The 23,126-nt window shown below is 48.3% G+C and carries 24 protein-coding genes and 1 tRNA gene; all 25 read left to right on the forward strand.

The features are described 5' to 3' along the window. Positions 1 to 16: 16 nt before the first annotated feature. The 25 genes from secG (at position 17) to HZU75_RS11615 (ending at position 23,046) form a co-directional block, all read left to right on the forward strand. Positions 17 to 349: a preprotein translocase subunit SecG gene (gene secG, locus HZU75_RS11495; RefSeq protein ID WP_180306186.1), complete on the forward strand. Its 333-nt coding sequence runs from the start codon at positions 17 to 19 to the stop codon at positions 347 to 349. A 156-nt stretch (positions 350 to 505) separates the two neighbouring features. Further along, a complete protein-coding gene (gene ndhC, locus HZU75_RS11500) occupies positions 506 to 874 on the forward strand; it encodes an NADH-quinone oxidoreductase subunit A (protein WP_180306187.1) in 369 nt (122 codons plus the stop codon). 5 nt (positions 875 to 879) lie between these two features. Continuing rightward, entirely contained in the window at positions 880 to 1,356 is a 477-nt protein-coding gene (locus HZU75_RS11505; protein WP_157314115.1) for a NuoB/complex I 20 kDa subunit family protein, read from the forward strand. Between the two features lie 8 nt (positions 1,357 to 1,364). Beyond that, positions 1,365 to 1,964: an NADH-quinone oxidoreductase subunit C gene (locus HZU75_RS11510; protein WP_180306188.1), complete on the forward strand. Its 600-nt coding sequence runs from the start codon at positions 1,365 to 1,367 to the stop codon at positions 1,962 to 1,964. Further along, positions 1,954 to 3,210, forward strand: coding sequence for an NADH-quinone oxidoreductase subunit D (locus HZU75_RS11515; RefSeq protein ID WP_180306189.1), 1,257 nt, complete (start codon positions 1,954 to 1,956; stop codon positions 3,208 to 3,210). Before HZU75_RS11510 ends, HZU75_RS11515 begins: the two co-directional genes overlap by 11 nt. Then, positions 3,210 to 3,698: an NADH-quinone oxidoreductase subunit NuoE gene (gene nuoE / locus HZU75_RS11520; RefSeq protein ID WP_180306190.1), complete on the forward strand. Its 489-nt coding sequence runs from the start codon at positions 3,210 to 3,212 to the stop codon at positions 3,696 to 3,698. The genes HZU75_RS11515 and nuoE overlap by 1 nt, the downstream gene beginning before the upstream one ends. Beyond that, on the forward strand, positions 3,698 to 4,984 hold the full coding sequence (gene nuoF, locus HZU75_RS11525; RefSeq protein WP_180306191.1) for an NADH-quinone oxidoreductase subunit NuoF: 1,287 nt from the start codon (positions 3,698 to 3,700) through the stop codon (positions 4,982 to 4,984). The genes nuoE and nuoF overlap by 1 nt, the downstream gene beginning before the upstream one ends. Positions 4,985 to 5,042: 58 nt before the next feature. Then, the gene (gene nuoG / locus HZU75_RS11530) at positions 5,043 to 7,352 is read left to right on the forward strand and encodes an NADH-quinone oxidoreductase subunit NuoG (protein ID WP_180306192.1); all 2,310 of its coding nucleotides are present in this window, start codon (positions 5,043 to 5,045) and stop codon (positions 7,350 to 7,352) included. Between the two features lie 8 nt (positions 7,353 to 7,360). Beyond that, complete coding sequence (gene nuoH, locus HZU75_RS11535; protein ID WP_373279648.1) at positions 7,361 to 8,431, forward strand: NADH-quinone oxidoreductase subunit NuoH; 1,071 nt, start codon at positions 7,361 to 7,363, stop codon at positions 8,429 to 8,431. Between the two features lie 19 nt (positions 8,432 to 8,450). Then, positions 8,451 to 8,942: an NADH-quinone oxidoreductase subunit NuoI gene (nuoI, locus tag HZU75_RS11540; RefSeq protein WP_157314108.1), complete on the forward strand. Its 492-nt coding sequence runs from the start codon at positions 8,451 to 8,453 to the stop codon at positions 8,940 to 8,942. A 12-nt stretch (positions 8,943 to 8,954) separates the two neighbouring features. Then, entirely contained in the window at positions 8,955 to 9,593 is a 639-nt protein-coding gene (locus HZU75_RS11545) for an NADH-quinone oxidoreductase subunit J (RefSeq protein WP_180306194.1), read from the forward strand. 12 nt (positions 9,594 to 9,605) lie between these two features. After that, positions 9,606 to 9,911, forward strand: coding sequence for an NADH-quinone oxidoreductase subunit NuoK (gene nuoK / locus HZU75_RS11550; protein ID WP_157314106.1), 306 nt, complete (start codon positions 9,606 to 9,608; stop codon positions 9,909 to 9,911). Between the two features lie 32 nt (positions 9,912 to 9,943). Continuing rightward, entirely contained in the window at positions 9,944 to 11,983 is a 2,040-nt protein-coding gene (gene nuoL / locus HZU75_RS11555; RefSeq protein ID WP_180306195.1) for an NADH-quinone oxidoreductase subunit L, read from the forward strand. Positions 11,984 to 12,033: 50 nt separating this feature from the next. Beyond that, entirely contained in the window at positions 12,034 to 13,539 is a 1,506-nt protein-coding gene (locus HZU75_RS11560; protein WP_180306196.1) for an NADH-quinone oxidoreductase subunit M, read from the forward strand. 28 nt (positions 13,540 to 13,567) lie between these two features. Then, entirely contained in the window at positions 13,568 to 15,028 is a 1,461-nt protein-coding gene (gene nuoN, locus HZU75_RS11565; protein ID WP_180306197.1) for an NADH-quinone oxidoreductase subunit NuoN, read from the forward strand. 10 nt (positions 15,029 to 15,038) lie between these two features. Beyond that, on the forward strand, positions 15,039 to 15,338 hold the full coding sequence (locus HZU75_RS11570) for a DUF2818 family protein (RefSeq protein WP_180306198.1): 300 nt from the start codon (positions 15,039 to 15,041) through the stop codon (positions 15,336 to 15,338). A gap of 76 nt (positions 15,339 to 15,414) precedes the next feature. Further along, positions 15,415 to 15,491 (forward strand) — tRNA-Val (locus tag HZU75_RS11575). A gap of 168 nt (positions 15,492 to 15,659) precedes the next feature. Continuing rightward, entirely contained in the window at positions 15,660 to 17,564 is a 1,905-nt protein-coding gene (gene thrS / locus HZU75_RS11580) for a threonine--tRNA ligase (protein WP_180306199.1), read from the forward strand. 42 nt (positions 17,565 to 17,606) lie between these two features. Next, complete coding sequence (gene infC / locus HZU75_RS11585) at positions 17,607 to 18,134, forward strand: translation initiation factor IF-3 (protein WP_157314100.1); 528 nt, start codon at positions 17,607 to 17,609, stop codon at positions 18,132 to 18,134. A gap of 138 nt (positions 18,135 to 18,272) precedes the next feature. Further along, the gene (gene rpmI / locus HZU75_RS11590) at positions 18,273 to 18,470 is read left to right on the forward strand and encodes a 50S ribosomal protein L35 (RefSeq protein WP_180306200.1); all 198 of its coding nucleotides are present in this window, start codon (positions 18,273 to 18,275) and stop codon (positions 18,468 to 18,470) included. A 15-nt stretch (positions 18,471 to 18,485) separates the two neighbouring features. Continuing rightward, positions 18,486 to 18,845, forward strand: coding sequence for a 50S ribosomal protein L20 (gene rplT, locus HZU75_RS11595; protein WP_180306201.1), 360 nt, complete (start codon positions 18,486 to 18,488; stop codon positions 18,843 to 18,845). A 163-nt stretch (positions 18,846 to 19,008) separates the two neighbouring features. Then, complete coding sequence (gene pheS / locus HZU75_RS11600) at positions 19,009 to 20,004, forward strand: phenylalanine--tRNA ligase subunit alpha (RefSeq protein ID WP_180306202.1); 996 nt, start codon at positions 19,009 to 19,011, stop codon at positions 20,002 to 20,004. Positions 20,005 to 20,019: 15 nt separating this feature from the next. After that, entirely contained in the window at positions 20,020 to 22,374 is a 2,355-nt protein-coding gene (gene pheT / locus HZU75_RS11605; RefSeq protein ID WP_180306203.1) for a phenylalanine--tRNA ligase subunit beta, read from the forward strand. A 20-nt stretch (positions 22,375 to 22,394) separates the two neighbouring features. Next, positions 22,395 to 22,712, forward strand: a complete 318-nt coding sequence (locus HZU75_RS11610; RefSeq protein WP_157314195.1) for an integration host factor subunit alpha — start codon at positions 22,395 to 22,397, stop codon at positions 22,710 to 22,712. After that, a complete protein-coding gene (locus tag HZU75_RS11615) occupies positions 22,678 to 23,046 on the forward strand; it encodes a MerR family transcriptional regulator (protein ID WP_180306205.1) in 369 nt (122 codons plus the stop codon). The genes HZU75_RS11610 and HZU75_RS11615 overlap by 35 nt, the downstream gene beginning before the upstream one ends. Positions 23,047 to 23,126: the final 80 nt, after the last annotated feature.

A 23,126-nucleotide genomic window follows, 5' to 3' on the forward strand; every position in this document is an offset into this window, starting at 1 on the left:
ATAGGAATGAGAAAAAATGGATTTTATTACTAGTTTAGTGCTGATTGTTAATGTGATTTCTGCTTTGGCGGTGATTGTCTTAGTGTTGATGCAGCACGGGAAGGGCGCTGATATGGGCGCTGCATTTGGTAGCGGTTCGGCCGGTAGTGTTTTTGGATCTTCTGGCTCGGCAAATTTTTTGAGCCGCTCAACTGGTGTTTCTGCAACGGTATTTTTTGTGACTTGCATGGCCTTGGTGTTGCTCACTGCACCAAAATCAAGCAAGCATGATCTTGGTGTAATGTCTGGCGTTACCGCCTCTGCTCCTGCGGCGGCTTCAGCTGCTGCGGGTCAAAAAATTCCTGACTAAGCAATCTATTGGGGTTGTTTGGCTAGATGGCTTGCAAGAGCTGTCGCACACAATACTTAGCTGAGTTACGGTAGTGGCTCGGCTATTTATATAAAAAAAGCAGTATAAATAACTGCTATTCTGTCTTTTTGTATTACTTCTGAACTGGGGATTTTCATGCTGCAAGACTATTTCCCCATCCTGCTTTTCCTGGTTGTCGGTTTGGTAGTTGGCGTTTTGCCGCTATTGCTCGGTGCTGGGATCGGTAAGGTCTTGGGAACGGTTCGGCCAGATTCGGCAAAATTATCACCTTATGAGTGCGGCTTTGAAGCATTCGAGGATGCGCGCATGCAGTTTGATGTGCGTTATTACTTGGTGGCGATTTTGTTTATTCTGTTCGATTTGGAAGTCGCGTTTTTGGTTCCTTGGGCTGTTGTGCTCAAAGAATTGGGTATGTTCGGCTTTGTATCGATGATGATATTCCTGGCCATTCTGGTGGTCGGCTTCGTCTACGAATGGATGAAGGGTGCACTGGAGTGGGAGTGAGATAAATGGAAGCTCAAAGTCTCGAAAAAGGTTTTGTCACGACAACGGTTGATGCAGTTGTTAACTGGACGCGCACTGGTTCTTTGTGGCCAATGACGTTTGGTCTGGCCTGTTGTGCGGTGGAGATGATGCATGCGGGTGCGGCGCGTTACGATTTGGATCGTTTCGGTATCGTATTTCGTCCGTCTCCACGTCAATCCGATTTGATGATTGTTGCAGGTACACTCTGTAACAAAATGGCGCCAGCGTTGCGCAAAGTTTACGATCAGATGCCTGAGCCGCGTTGGGCGATCTCAATGGGCTCCTGTGCGAACGGTGGTGGTTACTACCACTACTCTTACTCGGTAGTTCGCGGCTGTGATCGTATTGTTCCGATTGATATTTATGTGCCGGGCTGTCCTCCGACGGCTGAAGCGCTGTTGTATGGTTTGATTCAGTTGCAAAACAAGATCAAACGTACCAACTCTATCGCGCGTTCTTGAGGTGAGCCATGGCAAATAAGCTAGAAACACTGATTGAAAGCTTGCGCACTGTTCTGGGTGAGGCAAAAATTGCTTCGCTGAAAAATGCGTTGGGCGAAGTAACAATCGAAGTGCCTGCGGCGGTTTGGTCCGAAGTTGCGCTGCAATTGCGCGACGACGCTGGTCTGCACTTTGAGCAATTGGTTGACGCCTGTGGTGTTGACTATAGCGAATATAAAGATGGTGCGTGGGAAGGGCCGCGTTTTGCGGTGGTCTACCATTTGCTTTCTTATAAGCACAATGTGCGCCTGCGTGTCCGCGTATTCTGTGCGGATGATGCATTCCCCGTGATCAATTCTGTGGTGGATGTATGGCCTGCGATTAACTGGTTTGAGCGCGAGGCGTTCGATTTGTTTGGTATCGTATTCCAGGGTCACCCTGATCTGCGCCGCATTTTGACTGACTACGGTTTTGTTGGTCACCCATTCCGCAAAGACTTCCCATTGTCTGGTTATGTTGAAATGCGCTACGACGCTGAACAAGCGCGTGTCGTTTACCAGCCTGTGACCATCGATCCGCGTGAAATTACACCGCGCATTATCCGCGAGGAGAACTACGGTGGCTGCTGAAATCCGTAATTACACCTTAAACTTCGGTCCACAACACCCTGCTGCGCACGGCGTATTGCGTCTGGTTTTGGAGTTGGATGGTGAGGTGGTTGAGCGTGCAGATCCACATATCGGTTTATTGCACCGCGCGACTGAAAAGTTGGCTGAACATAAAACGTACATTCAATCATTGCCATACATGGATCGTCTTGACTACGTATCTATGATGTCAAACGAGCACGCCTACTGCATGGCGATCGAAAAATTGCTCGGATTGGAAGTGCCAATTCGTGCTCAGTATATTCGTGTGATGTTCGATGAAATTACACGTGTATTGAATCACTTGATGTGGATTGGTGCGCACGGTCTGGACTGTGGCGCGATGACGATCTTCCTGTACGCATTCCGTGAGCGTGAAGACTTGATGGATTGCTACGAGGCCGTTTCTGGCGCTCGTATGCATGCAGCCTACTACCGTCCAGGTGGCGTATATCGCGATCTGCCGGATGAAATGCCGCAATATCAAGCATCGAAAGTACGTAATGCTGCTGCGATTAAAGATCTGAATAAAAACCGCCAAGGTAGTTTGCTCGACTTTATTGATGATTTTACCAATCGCTTCCCCACTTACATTGATGAGTACGAAACGCTGCTAACAGATAACCGTATCTGGAAACAACGTACCGTAGGTATTGGTGTGGTTGACGGTGAGCGCGCAAAAGCCATTGGTTTTACTGGTGCGATGTTGCGTGGCTCTGGCGTTGAGTGGGATTTGCGTAAAACTCAGCCTTATGAAGTTTATGATCAATTGGATTTTGATATTCCAGTTGGCAAAACAGGTGATTGCTACGATCGTTACTTGGTTCGCGTTGAAGAGATGCGTCAATCAAACCGCATCATCAAGCAATGTGTTGCTTGGCTTAAAGCAAATCCTGGCCCAGTGATTACCGATAATCATAAAGTTGCTCCTCCATCGCGTGAAGCGATGAAAGAAAACATGGAAGAGCTGATTCACCACTTCAAATTGTTCACTGAAGGTATGCACGTGCCAGAAGGTGAGGCTTATGCTGCAGTGGAACATCCGAAGGGTGAGTTTGGTATCTACATGATTTCGGATGGTGCAAATAAGCCATATCGTTTGAAGATCCGTGCGCCTGGTTATGTGCATCTATCTGCGCTCGACGAAATGGCTCGTGGCCATATGATTTCGGACGTTGTAGCGATTATCGGTACGCAGGATATTGTATTCGGGGAGATTGACCGCTAATGATTACTACCAATCTTCTTTCTGCTGAGTCTTTGGCGTTAATCGATCGTGAAGTGGCAAAGTATCCAGCAGATCAAGCACGTTCTGCAGTAATGGGGGCTTTGCGTATCGCGCAAACTGAAAAACGCTATTTGACGAATGAATTGATTGAGTTCATCGCTAACTACCTCGGCATTGCACCGATGATGGCGTACGAAGTAGCGACGTTCTACAACATGTACGACATAAAGCCTGTAGGTAAATACAAGCTAACTGTATGTACTAATCTGCCCTGTGCTTTGTCTGGCGGTTACACAACTGCGGATTATTTAAAGCAGAAGTTGGGTATCGATTTTAATGAAACGACCGCTGACGGCAAATTCACTCTCAAAGAAGGAGAGTGTATGGGGGCCTGTGGTTATGCACCAGTAATGCTGGTCAATAACCACAGCATGTGTAATCACATGACGCCAGAAGCAATCGATAAAAAACTGGCGGAGCTTGAATAATGACCGTCTATGTAAAAGGCGTCGTTTTTGAAGGCGTGAATTTTGAAGATCCAAACTGCTGGCGCTTAGAAGAATACGTTAAGCGCGGTGGTTATGCGGCTCTGAAAAAGATCATCAACGACAAAATTACCCAAGATGACATCATCGCCGAGATGAAAACATCGAGCTTGCGCGGTCGTGGCGGTGCAGGTTTCCCTACCGGTTTGAAATGGTCTTTTATGCCCCGCAGTTTTCCAGGGCAAAAGTACTTGGTTTGTAATACCGATGAAGGTGAACCAGGTACATTTAAAGACCTAGACATTATGGTTTATAACCCACATGCCTTGATTGAGGGCATGATTATTGGCGGTTACGCCATGGGCATTACCGTAGGTTACAACTACATCCACGGTGAAGTCTTTGAGGCATATCAACGCTTCGAAGAAGCGCTCGAAGAAGCTCGCGCAGCGGGTTTCTTGGGGGACAATATTTTAGGTTCAGATTTCTGTTTCCAACTGCATGGCCACCATGGTTATGGTGCTTATATCTGTGGAGAGGAAACGGCTCTGCTCGAATCTTTGGAAGGTAAAAAAGGCCAGCCGCGCTTTAAACCTCCATTCCCTGCGTCTTACGGTTTGTACGGCAAGCCAACCACGATTAATAACACTGAAACGTTCGCTTCGGTGCCATACATTATTCGTGAAGGCGGTCAGAAATTCCTTGAACTGGGTAAGCCAAACAATGGCGGTACTAAATTGTTCTCGGTTTCAGGCCACGTCAATCGTCCAGGTAACTACGAAATTCCATTGGGCACGCCATTCTCTGAATTGTTAGAGATGTGCGGCGGTATGCGCGACGGCAAAAAACTTAAAGCAGTGATTCCTGGTGGCTCATCTGCACCAGTATTGCCGGCTGATGTGATGATGCAATGCACGATGGATTACGACTCAATTGCTAAAGCTGGCTCGATGTTGGGCTCTGGTGCGGTAATTGTGATGGATGAAACAGTTTGTATGGTCAGCGCGCTAGAGCGCTTATCCTATTTCTATCATGAAGAATCATGCGGTCAATGTACCCCATGTCGTGAAGGAACAGGCTGGTTGTATCGTGTAGTACACCGCATCGCAAAAGGCGAAGGTTGCCCAGAAGACCTCGATTTGTTGTCACGCGTTGGTGACAATATCGCTGGTCGCACAATTTGTGCCTTGGGTGATGCTGCTGTGTTCCCTGTGCGTGGAATGTTGAAACACTTCCGCCATGAATTCGAAGATTTGATCAATAAAGCACAAAAAGCGAAAGGTCTGTAATTTCGCGCTGTATTAGTCGAGTTTTCTTTTGAATTATTGCCTTTGAATCGAGTCGAGCATGCTGGAAATCGAAATCGACGGTAAAAAATTGACAGTCCCTGGTGGTAGCACTGTGATGGACGCAGCCAATTCAATTGGTGTGCATATCCCTCATTTTTGCTATCACAAAAAACTATCAATTGCCGCAAACTGCCGTATGTGCCTTGTTCAGGTTGAAAAAGCACCTAAGCCTTTACCGGCCTGTGCAACACCTGTAACGGATGGTATGAAAGTATTTACCCATTCTGATCAAGCGGTTACCGCTCAGAAAGGGGTTATGGAGTTTCTGCTGATCAACCACCCACTTGATTGCCCAATTTGCGATCAGGGTGGTGAATGTCAATTGCAAGATTTGGCCGTCGGTTATGGCCAATCAGGCTCTGTATACGCTGAAGAGAAGCGTGTTGTTGCCAATAAAGACCTTGGTCCGCTGATTTCTACCGACATGACGCGCTGTATCCATTGCAGCCGTTGTGTTCGCTTCACTGAAGAAATCGCAGGTTTCCAAGAGCTGGGTATGGCTAACCGCGGCGAATTTACCGAAGTGATGCCATTCATTGGCAAAACGGTTAATTCAGAAATCTCGGGTAATGTGATTGATCTGTGTCCGGTTGGCGCTTTAACCAGCAAGCCATTCCGTTACACTGCACGTACTTGGGAATTGTCGCGCCGTAAATCAGTGGGTGCGCACGATGGCTTGGGTTCTAACTTGGTTGTTCAAGTTAAGAACAACAAAGTAATGCGAGTGTTGCCACTGGAAAACGAAGCGATTAACGAATGCTGGTTATCTGACCGCGATCGTTACTCATACGAAGCTTTGAACAGCCAAGAACGTTTGACCACGCCAATGATCAAGCAAGGCGGCGTATGGCAACAAGCTGATTGGCAAACTGCGCTGGAATACGTGGCGAATGGCCTGAAACAGGTTGTTGCAGAGCACGGTAAAGACAGTGTTGCTGCAGTTGCTTCAGCAAACAGCACCGTTGAAGAATTGTTCACGCTGCGCAAGTTGATGGCAGGCTTGGGTGTTGATGCCGTTCAAGCCTTTGCTCGCAACGCTGATTTCTCAGTAAAAACTCAAGGCGCGAAATGGCTAGGCCAGTCGCTAGAAGAGTTGTCACAGAATGAAGCGGTGCTGATTGTTGGCTCAACTGTACGTAAAGAGCAACCATTGTTGGCTCAACGTCTACGTCAGTCAGTGAAAAAAGGCATGGCCTTGTCATTGGTTAATGTTCATGCTGATGATCTGCTGACCAAGTTGGCGGGTGAAGTTGTAGTTCGCCCAGACCAATTGGTAGAAGGCTTGCTGCAAGTTGTTAAAGCCGTAGTTGAACTCAAATCAGTTGCTGCTCCTGCTTGCATCGATTTGGCTAACGTTGAAGTTAGCGATGCTGCACGCGCAATTGCTACTAGCTTCGAAGGCAAAGCAAAAGCAGCCGTATTGCTGGGCAATATTGCACAAACATCGGAGCGGTACGCTGAAATCTACGCTGCCGCTGCGGCATTTGCTGCCTTGACTGGTGCTAAGTTGGGCGTTCCTGCGGTTGCTGCCAATAGCGTGGGTGCTGAATTGATCGGCGCTGATGTGGGCGGTAATGTTTTCGCAGCTGGCAAAAAAGCTTATGTATTCGTTGGTGTTGAGCCTGAATACGACGCGCACAACGGCGCGCAAGCTTTGGCTGCGGCAAAACAAGCTGAAATGGTTGTCGTGATGTCAGCGTTCCAAAGCTGTGCGATGGATTACGCAGATGTCTTGCTGCCAATCTCTCCATTCACTGAAACGTCAGGCACGTTTGTGAATATGGAAGGTAAAGCGCAAAGCTTTAATGGTGTCGTGCGCCCATTGGGTGAAACGCGTCCAGCTTGGAAAGTATTCCGTGTCTTGGGTAATGTCTTGGGCTTTAACGGCTTTGACTACAACTCGTCTGAAGAAATCCGCGATGAAGCACTCGCTGGTGATACCGCAGCTCGCTTGAACAATACGTTGGCTTCTGCTGTGGCAGTTTCTGCTAAATCAGCTCAAGGTCTGGTTCGTTTGGGTGAAGTACCTGTGTACCAAGGCGATGCGATCGTTCGTCGTGCTCCAAGCCTGCAAGCTACTGCTGATGCGGCTCTGGCAACGACTGTTCGCCTGAATGCTGCAACCATTGCTAAGCTCGGTCTTGTTGAAGGTGCTAAAGCCATTGTGAAACAAGGGCAGGGTAGTGCTGAGCTGACAGTGAAACTGGACGCTGGTTTGCTGGACGACGTGGTACGTGTTGCAACTTCTCATCCACTGACTCGCGATTTGGGCGAGATGGTGGGTGCTGTTGAAGTACTCAAAGGATAAGGGGGTAGATAATGGAATTTCTACAAAACATCCTCGCTGGGTACTTGAGCGCAGAAACTGCACATCAAGTGGCATTCCTGGTTTGGACTTTGCTGAAGATCGTTCTGATCGTGGCGCCAATTATGGGGGCGGTTGCCTACCTGACATTGGCTGAGCGTAAAGTAATTGGTTATATGCAGATCCGTATCGGCCCGAACCGGGTTGGTCCGTTTGGTCTGCTGCAACCGATCGCTGACGGCGTAAAACTCTTGCTTAAAGAGATCATTGCACCTTCAGCGGCAGACAAGAAATTATTCTTCTTGGCGCCTGTGATGGTATTGGTCCCTGCGCTAGCTGCGTGGGCGGTTGTACCTTTTTACCCCGGGTATGTATTGGCTGATGTGAACGTAGGTTTGCTCTACGTGATGGCCATTACTTCCATGGGCGTTTACGGCGTGATCTTGGCTGGTTGGGCGTCTAACTCGAAATACGCTTTCTTGGGTGGTATGCGTGCAGCTGCTCAGGTGATCTCGTACGAGTTAGCCATGGGCTTTGCGCTCGTTGGCGTGATCATGGTGTCGGGCAGCTTGAACTTAACGAAAATCGTTGAGCAACAGGCTGCTGGTGCGATGGGCGGTTCAATCTTGTCTTGGAACTTGATTCCACTGCTGCCACTGTTCGTTGTTTACTTCATTGCTGGCGTGGCTGAAACCAACCGCGCACCATTTGACGTAACCGAAGGTGAGTCTGAGATCGTTGCCGGTCACATGGTTGAATACTCGGGTATGAGTTTCGCGCTGTTCTTCTTGGCTGAATACGCCAATATGATCTTGATTTCGGCAATGGCATCGGTGATGTTCTTGGGCGGCTGGTTGTCTCCGTTCCCTGCGTCTATTCCGGTACTCGGCGCTGCAAGCCCACTGTGGTGGGTATTGAAAGTAGCATTCTTGCTGTTCTGCTTTTTGTGGTTCCGCGCTACTTTCCCACGTTATCGCTACGATCAACTGATGCGTCTGGGCTGGAAGATTTTCATTCCTGTTACCTTGGTATGGATTATCGTGGTCGGTGCTTGGATGCAGACCCCTTGGTCGATCTGGTAAGAAGAAAAGGACAGAGACCGTGGAAAAAATTTCGTATTTCTTTAAAACCTTCTTGCTGTGGGAGTTGGTGCTCGGCCTAAAGCTTACTGGCCGCCACTTCTTTCAGCGCAAGATCACCGTGCAGTTCCCGGACGAAAAAACGCCGTACAGCCCACGTTTTCGTGGTCTGCATGCGCAACGTCGTTATGCCAACGGTGAAGAGCGTTGTATTGCTTGTAAATTGTGTGAAGCAGTTTGCCCAGCAATGGCGATTACGATCGAATCAGAAGCGCGTGAAGATGACAAAACGCGTCGTACTAGCCGCTATGATATCGACCTGACAAAGTGCATTTTCTGTGGTTTCTGTGAAGAAGCCTGTCCAGTCGATGCCATTGTTGAAACACATATTTATGAATATCACGGTGAAAAACGTGGCGATTTGTATTACACCAAGCCAATGCTATTGGCGGTGGGTGATAAATACGAAAAAGAAATCGCTGAGCGTAAAGCCGCTGATGCTAAATACCGCTAAGGGTTCCGAGCTATGGATATGAGTTTAGCGATTTTTTATGTATTTGCCGCCGTACTGGTGTTTGCTGCATTCCGTGTGATCACAGCAAAAAATCCAGTTCATGCCGTGTTGTACTTGGTACTTTCGTTCTTTAATAGCGCCGTACTTTGGATGCTGATGAAGGCGGAATTCTTGGCAGTATCGTTGATTGTGATTTACGTCGGTGCAGTGATGGTACTGTTCCTATTCGTAGTCATGATGTTGGATATCAACTTTGAAGCGCTGCGTAAGAGCTTCTGGAAGTTTTTACCAGTGGCCGGCACTGTTGCCGTGATCATGTTGGCTGAGATGGTGCTGATTCTGACGCATCGCTACGCCAAAATCGATAATGTGGTTGAGCCATCGTTTAACACTGCTTCAGCCGAAGTATTGGGCAAATTGATTTATACCCAGTATTTCCTGCCGTTCCAGTTATCAGCAGTACTGCTGCTGGTTGGTATGGTTGCCGCTATTGCGTTGACGCTGCGTAAACGTAAAAACACGAAATACATTAATCCGGGTGAGCAAATCCGTATTAAGCGTGAGGATCGTGTGCGCATGGTGAAAATGAAATCAGAGCCTAAATTCGTCGCTGATGATGCATCGGTTGCCGAAGATAAGCCTGCGGCATAATAGGGGATGACAGTGCTAACGCTTACACATTACCTCGTACTTGGCGCCATTATGTTTGCCGTCAGTGTATTTGGCATTTTCATGAACCGAAAAAATCTGATCGTATTGCTGATGGCAATTGAGTTGATGCTTTTGTCGGTGAACATGAATTTCATCGCGTTTTCGCAGTTCTTGGGCGATACCGCGGGTCAGATTTTCGTCTTCTTTATCCTGACCGTTGCCGCTGCTGAATCAGCAATTGGCTTGGCGATCTTGGTTGTTCTGTTCCGTAATTTACGGTCGATCAACGTTGAAGATCTGGATAGTCTGAAGGGTTAAACCGGACAACATTAAATCGGACAAGAATACCAATGGACATGAAATCGATTTATCTGCTGATCCCGCTTGCGCCGCTAGCCGGCGCGCTGATTGCTGGCCTGTTTGGTTGGCTAATCGGTCGTCGTGCAGCTCATTGCGTTACTATCGCAGGGGTTGCAACGGCATTTGGCTTATCAGCTTACGTACTGAACTATTTGCTCAATGGTGGCGAATCGTTCAATGGCACGGTTTATACCTGGCTCACCGTCAACGGTGTGGATCTGAATGTTGGCTTTTTGGTCGACAATCTGACTGCCATGATGATGTGTGTAGTGACTTTTGTATCGTTGATGGTGCACGTATACACTATCGGCTACATGCATGAAGATCCAGGCTATCAACGTTTCTTCAGCTATATCTCACTGTTTACCTTCTCAATGTTGATGCTTGTGATGAGTAACAACTTTGTTCAGTTGTTCTTTGGCTGGGAAGCAGTGGGTTTAGTGTCTTATCTGTTGATCGGCTTCTGGTTCAAGCGCCCAACCGCGACGTTCGCCAACTTGAAAGCGTTCTTAGTTAACCGTGTGGGTGACTTTGGTTTCCTGCTTGGTATTGGTTTGGTATTGGCGCACTTCGGTACGCTGGACTACGCCCAAGTTTTCGCGAAATTGCCAGAACTTGAGCATGCAACGATTAGCATTATCCCAGGCACTTCTTGGTCTTTGATGACGACGACCTGCATCTTGCTGTTCATTGGTGCGATGGGTAAATCGGCGCAATTTCCATTGCATGTTTGGCTGCCAGATTCGATGGAAGGCCCAACGCCGATTTCTGCGTTGATTCACGCTGCAACGATGGTTACAGCCGGTATCTTTATGGTATCGCGTATGTCTCCGATGTTCGAATTGTCAGAAACTGCTTTGAACTTTGTGCTGGTGATTGGTTCGATTACTGCGCTGTTCATGGGCTTCTTGGGCATTATTCAAAACGACATTAAACGTGTGGTTGCTTATTCCACCCTGTCACAATTGGGTTATATGACTGTTGCGCTGGGTGCGTCTGCGTACTCAGTCGCGGTGTTCCACCTGATGACGCATGCGTTCTTTAAAGCCCTGCTGTTCCTTGCTGCGGGTTCTGTCATCATGGGTATGCACCACGACCAAGATATCCGCAATATGGGTGGCTTGCGTAAATACATGCCGTTTACTTGGATTACCTCACTGCTAGGCTCGTTAGCACTGATCGGTACGCCGTTCCTGTCGGGTTTCTACTCTAAAGATTCAATTATCTTGGCCGTAGAAGCGTCTAAATTGCCTGGCGCTGGTTTTGCTCAATTCGCTGTAATCGCTGGTGTTTTTGTCACTGCGTTCTACTCATTCCGTATGTACTTCTTGGTATTTCATGGTAAAGAGCAATGGATGCAGAAGAAAGATCATCACCATGCTCATGACGCGCATGATGATCATGATCACCACCATGGCTTGGGCCCGAACGACAAACCGCATGAGTCACCATGGGTAGTCACGCTGCCATTGGTACTGTTGGCCATTCCTTCAGTATTTATCGGTGCTTGGGCAATGACCCCAATGCTGGTTGGCGATTTCTTCAAAGACGTGATTTTTGTTAATCATGAACTCCATGGCGCGATGGAAGCTGTCGGTGAGCATGCAGAAGACTGGTACCACATGGGTATGCATGCCTTCGTTACTCTGCCGTTCTGGTTGGCCGTTGCGGGTGTGGCAAGTGCTTACTTCTTCTATATGGTTAAGCCAGAAATTCCAGCCGCTTTGGATCGCTTCTTTACTTCAATTGGTGTGAAAAAATTGTTGGAAGAGAAATACTACATGGATCACCTGTACATCAACGGTTTTGCCGCTGGTGGCCGTGCCCTAGGTACAGTGTTGTGGAAAGTGGGTGATACCCTGCTGATTGATGGTTTAGTTGTGAATGGAACGGCTAAATTGGTTGGATTGTTCTCCAATCTGACTCGTCGTATTCAAAGTGGCTATATCTATCATTACGCGTTTGCCATGATAGTCGGTGTGTTGTTGTTGCTGACTTTGTTGGCGAATTCTTTACTGCAAGCGCAGTAATCAGTGGGTTCACTGATTGCCGGATTTAATTATTAACAAGTAGGTTAACTATGACGGGTAATCTCCTCAGCCTTGCGATCTGGCTGCCAATCTTGGCGGGCTTGGTCGTGCTCGCAACAGGAAGCGATAAAAATGCTCCTGCTGCGCGCTGGCTGGCGCTTCTAGGCGCTTTGGCCTCTTTCCTTGTAACGATTCCGCTTTACACCGGCTTCGATACATTCCATGGTGGTATGCAGTTCGAAGAGCTGAAACCTTGGATTCAAAGCTTGAATATCAACTATCACTTGGGCGTTGACGGCTTGTCGATGTTCTTTGTGATATTGAACAGCTTTACCACTTTGATGGTGGTATTGGCTGGCTGGCAAGTGATTGAAAAACGTGTAGCGCAATACATGGCTGCATTCTTGATCATGTCAGGCTTGATCAATGGTGCGTTCGTTGCACTAGATGCGATTCTGTTCTACGTATTCTTCGAAGCCATGTTGATCCCAATGTACCTGATTATTGGTGTGTGGGGTGGTCCAAACCGTGTGTACGCATCAGTGAAGTTCTTTCTGTACACATTGATGGGTTCATTGCTGACTTTGGTGGCATTTATCTATCTGTACTACCAAACTGGTGGCAGCTTCGAAATAGCTGAATACCATCGCCTGCCTTTGGGTATGGCGGCGCAAACGTTGTTGCTGGTAGCGTTCTTTTTTGCCTTTGCGGTGAAAGTCCCTATGTGGCCCGTTCACACTTGGTTGCCAGACGCCCACGTTGAAGCACCTACTGGTGGTTCGATGGTATTGGCGGCGATTACGCTGAAACTCGGCGCGTACGGTTTCTTGCGATTTGCCTTGCCAATTGCTCCGGATGCCTCTAGGGAGTATGCGTGGGTATTCGTTGCATTGTCCCTCGTTGCAGTCGTATACATCGGTATGGTTGCTTTAGTGCAAACCGATATGAAAAAGCTGGTGGCTTATTCATCAATCTCTCACATGGGTTTTGTGACGCTGGGCTTCTTTATGTTCGGTGGCGTGAGTGGTAACCAACTGAATGCTTGGGCTGTTGAAGGCGCGCTGGTTCAGATGATTTCACACGGCTTTGTTTCGGCCGCGATGTTCTTCTGTATCGGTGTGATGTATGACCGCGTGCATAGTCGCAAAATTGCCGATTACGGTGGTGTTGCTAACAAAATGCCTATTTTTGCTGCATTTATGATGTTGTTCGCCATGGCCAATTCTGGTTTACCAGCAACATCAGGTTTTGCAGGTGAATTTATGGTCGTACTCGGCGCGGTTCAGGTGAACTTCTGGTACGCCGTAGCTGCTGCGACCACATTGATCTTCGGTGCGGCATATACCTTGTGGATGTATAAACGCGTGATTTTTGGCGACGTTGCAAACGACAACGTTGCTGAGTTGAAAGATGTCAACGCACGTGAATTCTTGGTTTTGGCTATTTTGGCCATAGCAGTATTGGGTATGGGTTTGTTCCCGAAACCATTTACTGATGTGATGCACCAGTCAGTAAATGACCTGATCTGGCATGTTTCACAATCCAAGCTCCACTAATAATCGACTATAAAAGTAGGCTAGAACCATGACCTGGACCAGTCTTAATCCATGGGTGGCAACGCCAGAGATCTTTTTGCTCTGCGCTGTATGTGCCATTCTGCTGATTGATTTATTTATCAGTGATGCAAAACGAGGCATTACCTACGTATTAACTTTGCTCACGTTGGGGGTGACTGCTGCACTCGTAGTTAGCGGCCATCAGCCAGAAGCGCGCGTAGGTTTTAGTAACTCATTTCTGGCGGATGCACTTTCAGATTACGCCAAGCTTGGTATGATTTTGGGCGTCGCCTTGGTGTTGATCTACGGACGTTCGTACGCAAAGGCGCGCAAGCTATACCGTGGTGAGTTGTTCACATTGGCACTATTTTCCCTGCTAGGGATGATGGTGATGGCATCGGCCGTTAATTTCCTAACGCTGTACGTAGGTTTGGAATTAATGTCCTTGTCTATCTATGCCATGGTTGCTCTAAACCGTGAGTCATTCGCTTCAACTGAAGCGGCAATGAAATATTTTGTACTTGGTGCATTGGCTTCAGGGATGTTGCTGTACGGTATGTCAATGCTGTACGGTGCTACCGGCAGCTTGGATATTTTTGCGATTGCCCATGCAATCAAGCAAGGTAATGTAAATAACCTGCTAGTTGTGTTTGGTTTGGTTTTTGTCGTTACCGGTTTGGGATTCAAATTTGGTGCAGTTCCATTCCATATGTGGGTGCCGGATGTGTATCAAGGTGCACCAACACCTATGACCCAGTTGATTTCAACAGCACCAAAGGTTGCGGTGTTTGTATTCACGTTGCGCATTTTGGCTCAAGCCCTTGAGGGTTTTGCGCCTGATTGGCGTGGCATGCTGATGATCTTGGCTGTGTTGTCGATTGGCCTAGGTAATATTACTGCGATTGCGCAAACTAATATCAAGCGGATGTTCGGTTATTCGACCATTTCACACATGGGCTTTGTCTTGCTCGGCTTGTTGGTAGCTACACCAAATGGATATGCAGCTTCATTCTTCTATGTGATCAGCTATGTATTGATGGGCGCAGCGGGTTTTGGTGTCTTGATGCTGTTGTCTCGTGAAGGCTTCGAAGCAGATCAGATTACTGACCTTAAAGGCCTCAATCAGCGCAGTCCATGGTTTGCACTGATGATGCTCTTCACTTTGTTCTCGATGGCTGGTATACCGGTATTTCTTGGCTTTTTTGCCAAATTATCGGTCTTGAAAGAAATCGTGAATATGCAAATGGTCTGGCTGGCTGTGGTCGCCGTGGCATTCTCATTGATCGGTGCTTTCTATTACCTACGGGTAGTAAAAGTCATGTACTTTGACGATGCTGAGACAACTGCGTCGCTCGAAGCTAGCCTTGATGCTAAAGTTATCTTATCGATTAACTGTCTGCTGTTGTTGGTGTTAGGTTTGATGCCAAACTCATTAATGACAGTGTTGATCGATGCGGTACAGCGCTCGATCATTCCGGGTATTCATTAAGTCGAATTAAATGCAAAATTTGCTCTTAATTGGCACTTTGGCGGCTTTGTCCGCCAATTTGCCTTTTTTCTCTGAAAAAGTGCTGTTCGTGTGGCAGCCTAAATCCGTTTCTAAACATTTTGTCTGGCGTCTATTGGAGCTGGCATTATATTTCGTATTGATCGGTTTTATTGCGCGCTTGCTAGAGGCTCAGTTAAGCCCTGTGCATGAGCAAAACTGGCAGTTCTACGCCAGCACATTAGCGCTGTTTACTGTTCTGGCTTGGCCAGGTTTTGTATGGCGATATTTCTGGCGAAAATCTGGGCTTTAAGTGCTTTTATGGCTTGATTGTTATAGACTAACTTGCTTGCCAAAGCGGTGTAAGCCGTTTATGATTGCGCTTCTTTAGGCACGTAGCTCAGCTGGTTAGAGCACCACCTTGACATGGTGGGGGTCGTTGGTTCGAGTCCAATCGTGCCTACCAATATAGAGGAATCAGAAATGCAACGAACGAGCACCAAGACTATTACTTATTTAGGTTAAGTCGCCGTTCACAGTCTGATTCTAATAAGTGCGGCTAAGCCCGCACTTTTTTTTTGTCCAATTTAACTGATGTATTCGGTGCATACCGATACTTGTAAAGGCGGAAATAATGCCAGTAGTTACTCTTCCTGATGGTTCGCAACGTCAATTCGAAGCTGCGGTCACAATTGCTGACGTTGCTGCAAGTATCGGCGCAGGGCTAGCGCGTGCTGCGCTAGCCGGTAAAATCGATGGTCAGTTGGTTGATACCAGCTACTTGATTGATCGCGATGTGAACCTTGCTATCATCACCGATAAGGATGCTGACGGTCTAGAGGTTATCCGGCACTCAACTGCCCACTTGCTTGCCTATGCTGTAAAACAACTATTTCCTACCGCTCAAGTCACCATCGGCCCAGCAATTGAAAACGGCTTTTACTACGACTTTTCGTACGAGCGCCCGTTCACACCTGAAGATTTGGTGTTGATCGAAAAAAAAATGCAGGAGCTGGCTAGGCAAGATATTCCTGTAGAGCGCTATGAATTGTCGCGCGATGCAGCGGTTGAGTACTTTAAGAGTATCGGTGAAGTCTATAAGGCCGAAATCATTGAATCAATTCCTGCTGACCAAACTTTGAGTCTGTACCGTGAAGGCGACTTTACCGATCTCTGTCGTGGCCCACACGTACCATCGACTGGCAAACTGAAAGTCTTCAAATTGATGAAAGTGGCAGGCGCTTACTGGCGTGGCGACAGCAAGAATGAAATGCTGACGCGCATTTACGGCACGGCTTGGGCCAAGAAAGAAGACTTGGCGCAATACCTGCACATGCTCGAAGAAGCAGAAAAACGCGATCACCGTAAAATCGGTAAACAGCTCGATTTATTCCACATGCAAGATGAAGCGCCGGGCATGGTGTTCTGGCATCCAAAGGGCTGGACGCTGTGGCAAACGATTGAGCAGTACATGCGTCGGAAACTCAATCAACACGGTTACGACGAAATCCGTACTCCGATGGTGATGGATCGTACTTTGTGGGAAAAATCCGGTCACTGGGAAAATTACCACGACAATATGTTTACGACTGAATCGGAAAAACGCGATTACGCGGTAAAACCGATGAATTGCCCTGGTCATATTCAGGTGTTTAATCAAGGTCTGCGTTCTTACCGCGATTTGCCGCTGCGCTACGCGGAGTTTGGCTCATGTCACCGTAATGAACCATCGGGCTCTCTGCACGGCATTATGCGCGTGCGTGGCTTTGTGCAAGATGATGCGCATATCTTCTGTACTGAAGATCAAGTACAGCAAGAAGCTGCAGCCTTCATTGATTTGCTCAAAGAAGTTTACGCTGACTTTGGCTTTAGCGAGATTTTGGTCAAGCTATCAACTCGTCCAGAAAAACGCGTGGGCACTGAAGAGAGCTGGGATAAAGCGGAAGCTGCGTTGGCAGCCGCTTTGCAGTCACAAGGCTTGGAGTTTGAGTATCTACCGGGTGAGGGCGCGTTCTATGGCCCGAAAATCGAATTTACGCTCAAAGATTGCTTAGGGCGTCTGTGGCAATGTGGCACTTTGCAAATTGACCCGAACCTGCCAGAACGTCTGGGTGCCGAGTATGTCGGAGAAGACAATGCTAAACACCGCCCGATTATGTTGCACCGTGCTGTGTTGGGCTCGCTCGAGCGTTTTATCGGTATTTTGATCGAAAACTTTGCTGGTGCATTCCCTGTTTGGCTCGCGCCGGTGCAGTTGGTGGTGATGAATATTTCTGAATCTCAACGCGAATATGCACAAAATGTGACCGCTCGTCTCAATCAAAGCGGACTTCGTGCAATTGCCGACTTGAGAAATGAGAAAATAACCTATAAAATCCGCGAACATAGCTTGCAACGTTTGCCGTATCAATTAATTATCGGTGACAAAGAACGTGATGCAGGTTTGGTGGCCGTGCGAAATCGCAGCGGTGAAGACCTAGGTCAAATGACAGTGGAAGCCTTAGTTGCGCTGATCCAGTCAGAATTGCCGAAAGTCTAACGCTTGCCGATGCACGGTTTTGTTTTTGAATGACTTGGAGTAATGACAATAGCTGCTCAAGATAAAGGCCCGCGGATCAATGGTGAGATCACCGCGCGCGAAATTCGTTTACAAGGTGTGGATGGCGATCAACTCGGTATTGTATCGCTCAATCAAGCTCTTCAAATGGCTGAAGATGCAGATGTCGATCTTGTTGAGATCGCACCAAATGCACAGCCACCAGTTTGCCGGTTGATGGATTTCGGCAAATTCCGTTACGAAGAGGCCAAAAAGAAGCACGCTGCCAAGCTCAAGCAAAAGCAGGTACAGGTTAAAGAAATTAAGCTGCGCCCAGGTACAGACGAAAATGACTACCAAGTTAAATTGCGTGGTGCGATTCGTTTCCTGAATGATGGCGATAAATGCAAATTCACCTTGCGTTTCCGTGGTCGTGAGATGGCTCACCAAGAAATTGGTATGGCGCAGCTCAAACGCGTTGAGGCAGATTTGGCCGAGTTGGCGGTTGTTGAGCAATATCCAAGGCTCGAAGGTCGTCAGATGGTCATGATGTTGGCACCGAAGAAAAAATAACAGACTGGCGACTGTGTCTGTATAAGGCCTGCTGAGAGGCAGAGCTAACAGTCGTAACAAAAGCGGGGTGGCGGGTATTAAGTTCTAATTTTTATTAGACGCCTGTCGCCTGATCTAATAGCTCATCGGAGCAATGCAATGCCAAAGATGAAAACCAAGAGCAGCGCGAAAAAGCGCTTCAAAGTGCTTGGCGGTGGTGGTGTTAAACGCAGCCATGCGTTCAAACGTCACATCTTGACCAAGAAAACCACTAAAACCAAGCGTCAATTGCGCGGTACCTCTATGGTCGATGCGACCAATATGGGTCACGTTCGTGCAATGTTGCCTTACGCTTAACCAAGGAGAAGAAACATGCCTCGCGTTAAACGTGGTGTAACCGCTCGTGCTCGTCATAAGAAAGTTTTAGCCCTCGCTAAGGGCTATCGTGGTCGTCGTAAGAACGTCTATCGCATCGCTAAACAAGCGGTGATGAAAGCCGGTCAATACGCGTACCGTGACCGTCGTCAGAAAAAACGTCAATTCCGTCAATTGTGGATCGCGCGTATTAACGCCGCTTCACGTGAGTGCGGTCTGGCGTACAGCCGCTTCATGAATGGCCTGAAAAAGGCTGGCATCGTGGTTGACCGTAAAGTGTTGGCTGACTTGGCCGTATTCGACAAACCAGCTTTTGCTGCTTTTGTTGAAAAAGCTAAAGCTAGTCTCGCTGCCTAATCGGTTCTGCTGATGAGAAGGGAGGCTTAGCCTCCCTTTTTTATTCAAATTTTCGTAGCAGTTGAAAGTATTTCGTCAACACAATTGCCAAGCAATTCATTGCTTGGTAGTTGGTTTGCTTAAATATTTTCCCTTATATTTCACTTAGATCGGGCGCAAAACCATGGTTGCGAACCTGCAAACGTTACTTGAAGCCGGTTTGGCCGCATTAGATGCGACCAATGATCCGGTAGAGCTAGAAAATGTTAAAGCCCATTACGTCGGTAAGCAGGGCGAAATTACCCAACTGATGAAACAACTGGCGAGTTTGCCACCGGAAGAGAAAAAATCGTTCGGAGCTACGGTAAATCAAGCCAAACAAGCTTTCGACGCTGCTCTCAATGCCAAGCGCGATTCGATTGCTGCCCAAAAGCTCGCCGCTCAATTGGCCGCCGAAGCATTAGATATCAGCTTGCCTGGTCGCGGTACTGCGAAAGGCGGTCTGCATCCAGTAACATTGGTGCAGCAGCGCATCGAGACGCTGTTTGCCAGCATGGGTTTTGCAGTGGCTGATGGCCCAGAAATCGAAAATGATTTTCATAATTTCGAAGCGCTAAATATTCCGAAGAATCACCCTGCGCGTGCGATGCAGGACACGTTCTACGTTGAAAATGACGGCGAGCCACTGGTATTGCGGACACACACATCGCCGATTCAAGTGCGGTACATGCTGAACAACGAGCCGCCGATCAAGATCGTCGCGCCAGGGCGTGTATTCCGCGTCGATTCGGATGCCACTCACTCCCCGATGTTCCACCAAATGGAAGGTCTGTGGGTCGATGAGAATGTGTCATTTGCTGATCTGAAGTCAGTGATTGTCGACTTCCTGCGACGCTTCTTCGAGCGTGATGATCTTGAAGTGCGTTTCCGCCCATCTTTCTTCCCGTTCACCGAGCCATCGGCTGAAATCGACGTGAAATGGTCAAAAGGCTGGATGGAAGTCGGTGGTTGCGGCATGGTGCACCCGAACGTGCTGAAAAACGTCAATATTGACGCTGAAAAATACACTGGCTTTGCTTTCGGTATTGGCTTGGATCGTTTTGCGATGCTGTATTACGGCGTGAACGATCTGCGTCAATTCTTCGAAAACGATGTGTCTTTCTTGTCTCAATTCAAATAAGCCGAGCCGGTAATTATGAAATTTTCTGAACAGTGGTTGCGTAGCTGGGTAAATCCTGCGATCAATTCTGACGAGTTGGCTCATCTGTTGACGATGGCAGGCTTGGAAGTTGAAGAGAATGAACCTGCAGCACCTGAATTTACCGAGGTGTATGTCGCGGAAGTGCTGAGTGTGACTAAGCACCCCGACGCTGATCGTCTCAATGTATGTAGCGTCAATGTTGGCGAAGCTGAGCCACTGCAAATCGTCTGCGGCGCTGCCAATGTTGCGGTTGGTATTAAAGTACCGTGCGCGCGCGTCGGCGCAGTGTTGCCGGGCGACTTTAAAATCAAGAAAGCTAAAGTTCGTGGCGTTGAATCGATGGGCATGTTGTGCGCCGAGCAAGAAATTGGCTTGGCTGAAGAATCATCAGGCCTATTGATTTTGCCAAGCGATGCGCCAGTTGGCATGCCGATTCGCGAATATCTGAATCTAGATGATCGCTTAATGACACTGAAGCTCACGCCAAATCGCTGCGATTGCTTGTCGATCCGTGGTTTATCGCGTGAAGTGGCTGCGCTAACTAAAACCGAACAGCAAGTCGTTGCAACGCCTGCGGTGGCGGTTACAGCGAGTCAAACTCGCGCGGTTAACTTGCAAGCAGGTGATGCCTGCCCACGGTATGCGGGTAGAGCCATTGTTGGTGTTAATCAAGCGGCACATACCCCTGATTGGATGAAGCAACGTCTAGAGCGTTGTGGTGTACGTTCAATCTCGGCGATTGTGGACGTGACCAATTACGTGTTGCTCGAGCTTGGTCAGCCGATGCACGCCTTTGATTTGGCGAAATTGCAGGGCGACATCAATGTGCGTTTCGCTAAAGCGGGCGAGAAGATCAAACTGCTGAACGAAAAAGAGCTGGAACTCACTGACGATTTGTTGGTGATTGCTGACGATGTAAAACCTGTCGCACTGGCAGGGATTATGGGCGGCGCTGAATCGAGCGTTGAAGCGGGTTGTACCGATATTTTCCTTGAGTCAGCCTTCTTTGCACCGAACGTGATTGCCGGTAAAGGTCGTCGCTTTGGCTTCTCATCTGATTCGAGCCACCGCTTTGAGCGTGGTGTTGACTTCGGCAATGTGCGTGAAGCGCTTGAGCGTGCAACTGCGCTGATTATCGAAATCTGCGGCGGTCAGGCTGGCCCGGTGACTGAAGCGTTGGCCGAGCTGCCAGCACGACAACCAGTGGCACTGCGCGTATCACGCGTGGCGAAAGTTCTGGGGATTAGCCTGCCAGCAGCTGAGATCGTTGCTCTATTGCAAGGTTTGGGTCTGGATAGCGAACTGGCGGGTGACGTGATCACCGTAACGCCACCGTCTTATCGCTTCGATATTGAGATCGAAGAAGATCTGATCGAAGAAGTGGCGCGCGTATTTGGTTACGACAATATTCCAGTACAGCCAAGCAATGCGCGCAGCGCAATGCTGCCGCAGCCCGGTCATTTGCGTAGCAAAAATGTACTGAAACAAATCATCGCCGGTCGCGATTATCAGGAAGCAATTTCCTACGCCTTCGTTGAAGCGCAATGGGAAGCTGATTTCGCTGCGAATAATGCACCGATCAAGTTGATTAACCCGATCGCCAGCCAAATGAGCGTAATGCGCTCAACCTTGCTCGGTGGCTTGATTTCAGCCTTGCAGCATAATCAAAACCGCAAGCAAGACCGCGTGCGCTTGTTTGAAGTGGCGCGTGTGTTTAATGGCTTGAATGCTGAGCAGCAACCTGAGAAAATCGCCGCCCTTGCTTGGGGTGGTCGTGTGGCTGAGCAGTGGGGCGCGGGCAAAGAACGCGTGGATTTCTTTGACGTAAAAGCTGACGTTGAAGCCTTACTTGCGCCACGCGTGGCAGAGTTCCGCCGTGCAGCACATCCTGCGTTGCACCCAGGCCGCTCGGCTGAAGTGGTGCTTGATGGCCAGGTGATCGGTATCTTGGGTGAGTTGCATCCCCAGTGGGTACAAAAATACAGCCTGCAAAATGCACCGGTGGTGTTTGAATTGGATGTTACGGCACTGACTCAAGTGCAGAAATTGAGCGCTGGCGTGGTGTCAAAATTTCAGCCAGTACGCCGTGATTTGGCCTTGCTGATGGATGAGAGCGTGACGGTTGATCAACTCAAAACCGCTTTTGCAAGTGCCAAACAGGCTATTGTGGCAAACATTGATGTGTTCGATGTTTACCGTGGTAAAGGATTGCCAGAAGGTAAAAAGAGCCTTGCATTCAAAGTGTTATTGCAAGATACTCACAAAACTTTAACAGATGAAGAAGTTGATGCTGCGATTACAGCATTGATTAAGAAGGCAGAAACATGCGGCGCGATCTTGAGAACATAATGCAGTACGAAGCGAGTACTTTGACCTTAACCAAGGCTGATTTGGCCGATATGTTATTTGATAAGGTGGGTTTGAATAAACGCGAAGCCAAAGATATGGTGGAAGCGTTTTTTGATGAAATTCGTAGTGCTTTGGCTGAAGGCGATACGGTGAAGTTGTCAGGTTTTGGCAATTTCCAGTTGCGCGACAAACCACAGCGCCCTGGTCGTAATCCTAAAACCGGTGAAGAGATTCCTATTTCAGCGCGTCGCGTGGTGACTTTCCACGCCAGCCAAAAACTAAAAGGTATGGTTGAAGTTCACTATGCAAAACTCCAGCAGCGTTATTCCAACCAATGAATTACCGTCGATACCCGCAAAGCGCTACTTCACCATCGGTGAAGTCAGCGATTTGTGCGGTGTCAAACCTCATGTTCTGCGCTATTGGGAACAAGAGTTTACGCAGTTAAAACCGGTTAAGCGCCGTGGTAATCGGCGCTACTACCAGCATCACGAAGTGCTGCTGGTGCGCCGGATTCGTTCGCTGTTGTACGAGCAAGGTTTCACCATCAGCGGGGCGCGTAATCAATTGGGTGCACATTTGGCCGACGTGGGCCATTTTGATACCGGTGAAGTCAGCTTGACCGAAGTGCGTCACGAGTTGGAAGACTTGTTGGCGTGGCTGGAAAATTAAGTAGTTTGCATGGGGTGCAAGGGGTAGCAGCACTAGAAAAGTCGGTGTGGCATCTTGAGGTGCAATGTAAGCTCTGTTAA

The sequence above is a fragment of the Chitinibacter fontanus genome, from assembly GCF_013423785.1.
Classification (GTDB): domain Bacteria; phylum Pseudomonadota; class Gammaproteobacteria; order Burkholderiales; family Chitinibacteraceae; genus Chitinibacter; species Chitinibacter fontanus.

Coding starts and splice junctions, on each gene's coding strand:
- secG (WP_180306186.1), top strand. CDS start 17: ATGGATTTTATTACTAGTTTAGTGCTGATTGTTAATGTGATTTCTGCT.
- ndhC (WP_180306187.1), top strand. CDS start 506: ATGCTGCAAGACTATTTCCCCATCCTGCTTTTCCTGGTTGTCGGTTTG.
- HZU75_RS11505 (WP_157314115.1), top strand. CDS start 880: ATGGAAGCTCAAAGTCTCGAAAAAGGTTTTGTCACGACAACGGTTGAT.
- HZU75_RS11510 (WP_180306188.1), top strand. CDS start 1,365: ATGGCAAATAAGCTAGAAACACTGATTGAAAGCTTGCGCACTGTTCTG.
- nuoE (WP_180306190.1), top strand. CDS start 3,210: ATGATTACTACCAATCTTCTTTCTGCTGAGTCTTTGGCGTTAATCGAT.
- nuoF (WP_180306191.1), top strand. CDS start 3,698: ATGACCGTCTATGTAAAAGGCGTCGTTTTTGAAGGCGTGAATTTTGAA.
- nuoG (WP_180306192.1), top strand. CDS start 5,043: ATGCTGGAAATCGAAATCGACGGTAAAAAATTGACAGTCCCTGGTGGT.
- HZU75_RS11545 (WP_180306194.1), top strand. CDS start 8,955: ATGGATATGAGTTTAGCGATTTTTTATGTATTTGCCGCCGTACTGGTG.
- nuoL (WP_180306195.1), top strand. CDS start 9,944: ATGGACATGAAATCGATTTATCTGCTGATCCCGCTTGCGCCGCTAGCC.
- HZU75_RS11560 (WP_180306196.1), top strand. CDS start 12,034: ATGACGGGTAATCTCCTCAGCCTTGCGATCTGGCTGCCAATCTTGGCG.
- nuoN (WP_180306197.1), top strand. CDS start 13,568: ATGACCTGGACCAGTCTTAATCCATGGGTGGCAACGCCAGAGATCTTT.
- HZU75_RS11570 (WP_180306198.1), top strand. CDS start 15,039: ATGCAAAATTTGCTCTTAATTGGCACTTTGGCGGCTTTGTCCGCCAAT.
- thrS (WP_180306199.1), top strand. CDS start 15,660: ATGCCAGTAGTTACTCTTCCTGATGGTTCGCAACGTCAATTCGAAGCT.
- infC (WP_157314100.1), top strand. CDS start 17,607: ATGACAATAGCTGCTCAAGATAAAGGCCCGCGGATCAATGGTGAGATC.
- rpmI (WP_180306200.1), top strand. CDS start 18,273: ATGCCAAAGATGAAAACCAAGAGCAGCGCGAAAAAGCGCTTCAAAGTG.
- rplT (WP_180306201.1), top strand. CDS start 18,486: ATGCCTCGCGTTAAACGTGGTGTAACCGCTCGTGCTCGTCATAAGAAA.
- pheS (WP_180306202.1), top strand. CDS start 19,009: ATGGTTGCGAACCTGCAAACGTTACTTGAAGCCGGTTTGGCCGCATTA.
- pheT (WP_180306203.1), top strand. CDS start 20,020: ATGAAATTTTCTGAACAGTGGTTGCGTAGCTGGGTAAATCCTGCGATC.
- HZU75_RS11615 (WP_180306205.1), top strand. CDS start 22,678: ATGCAAAACTCCAGCAGCGTTATTCCAACCAATGAATTACCGTCGATA.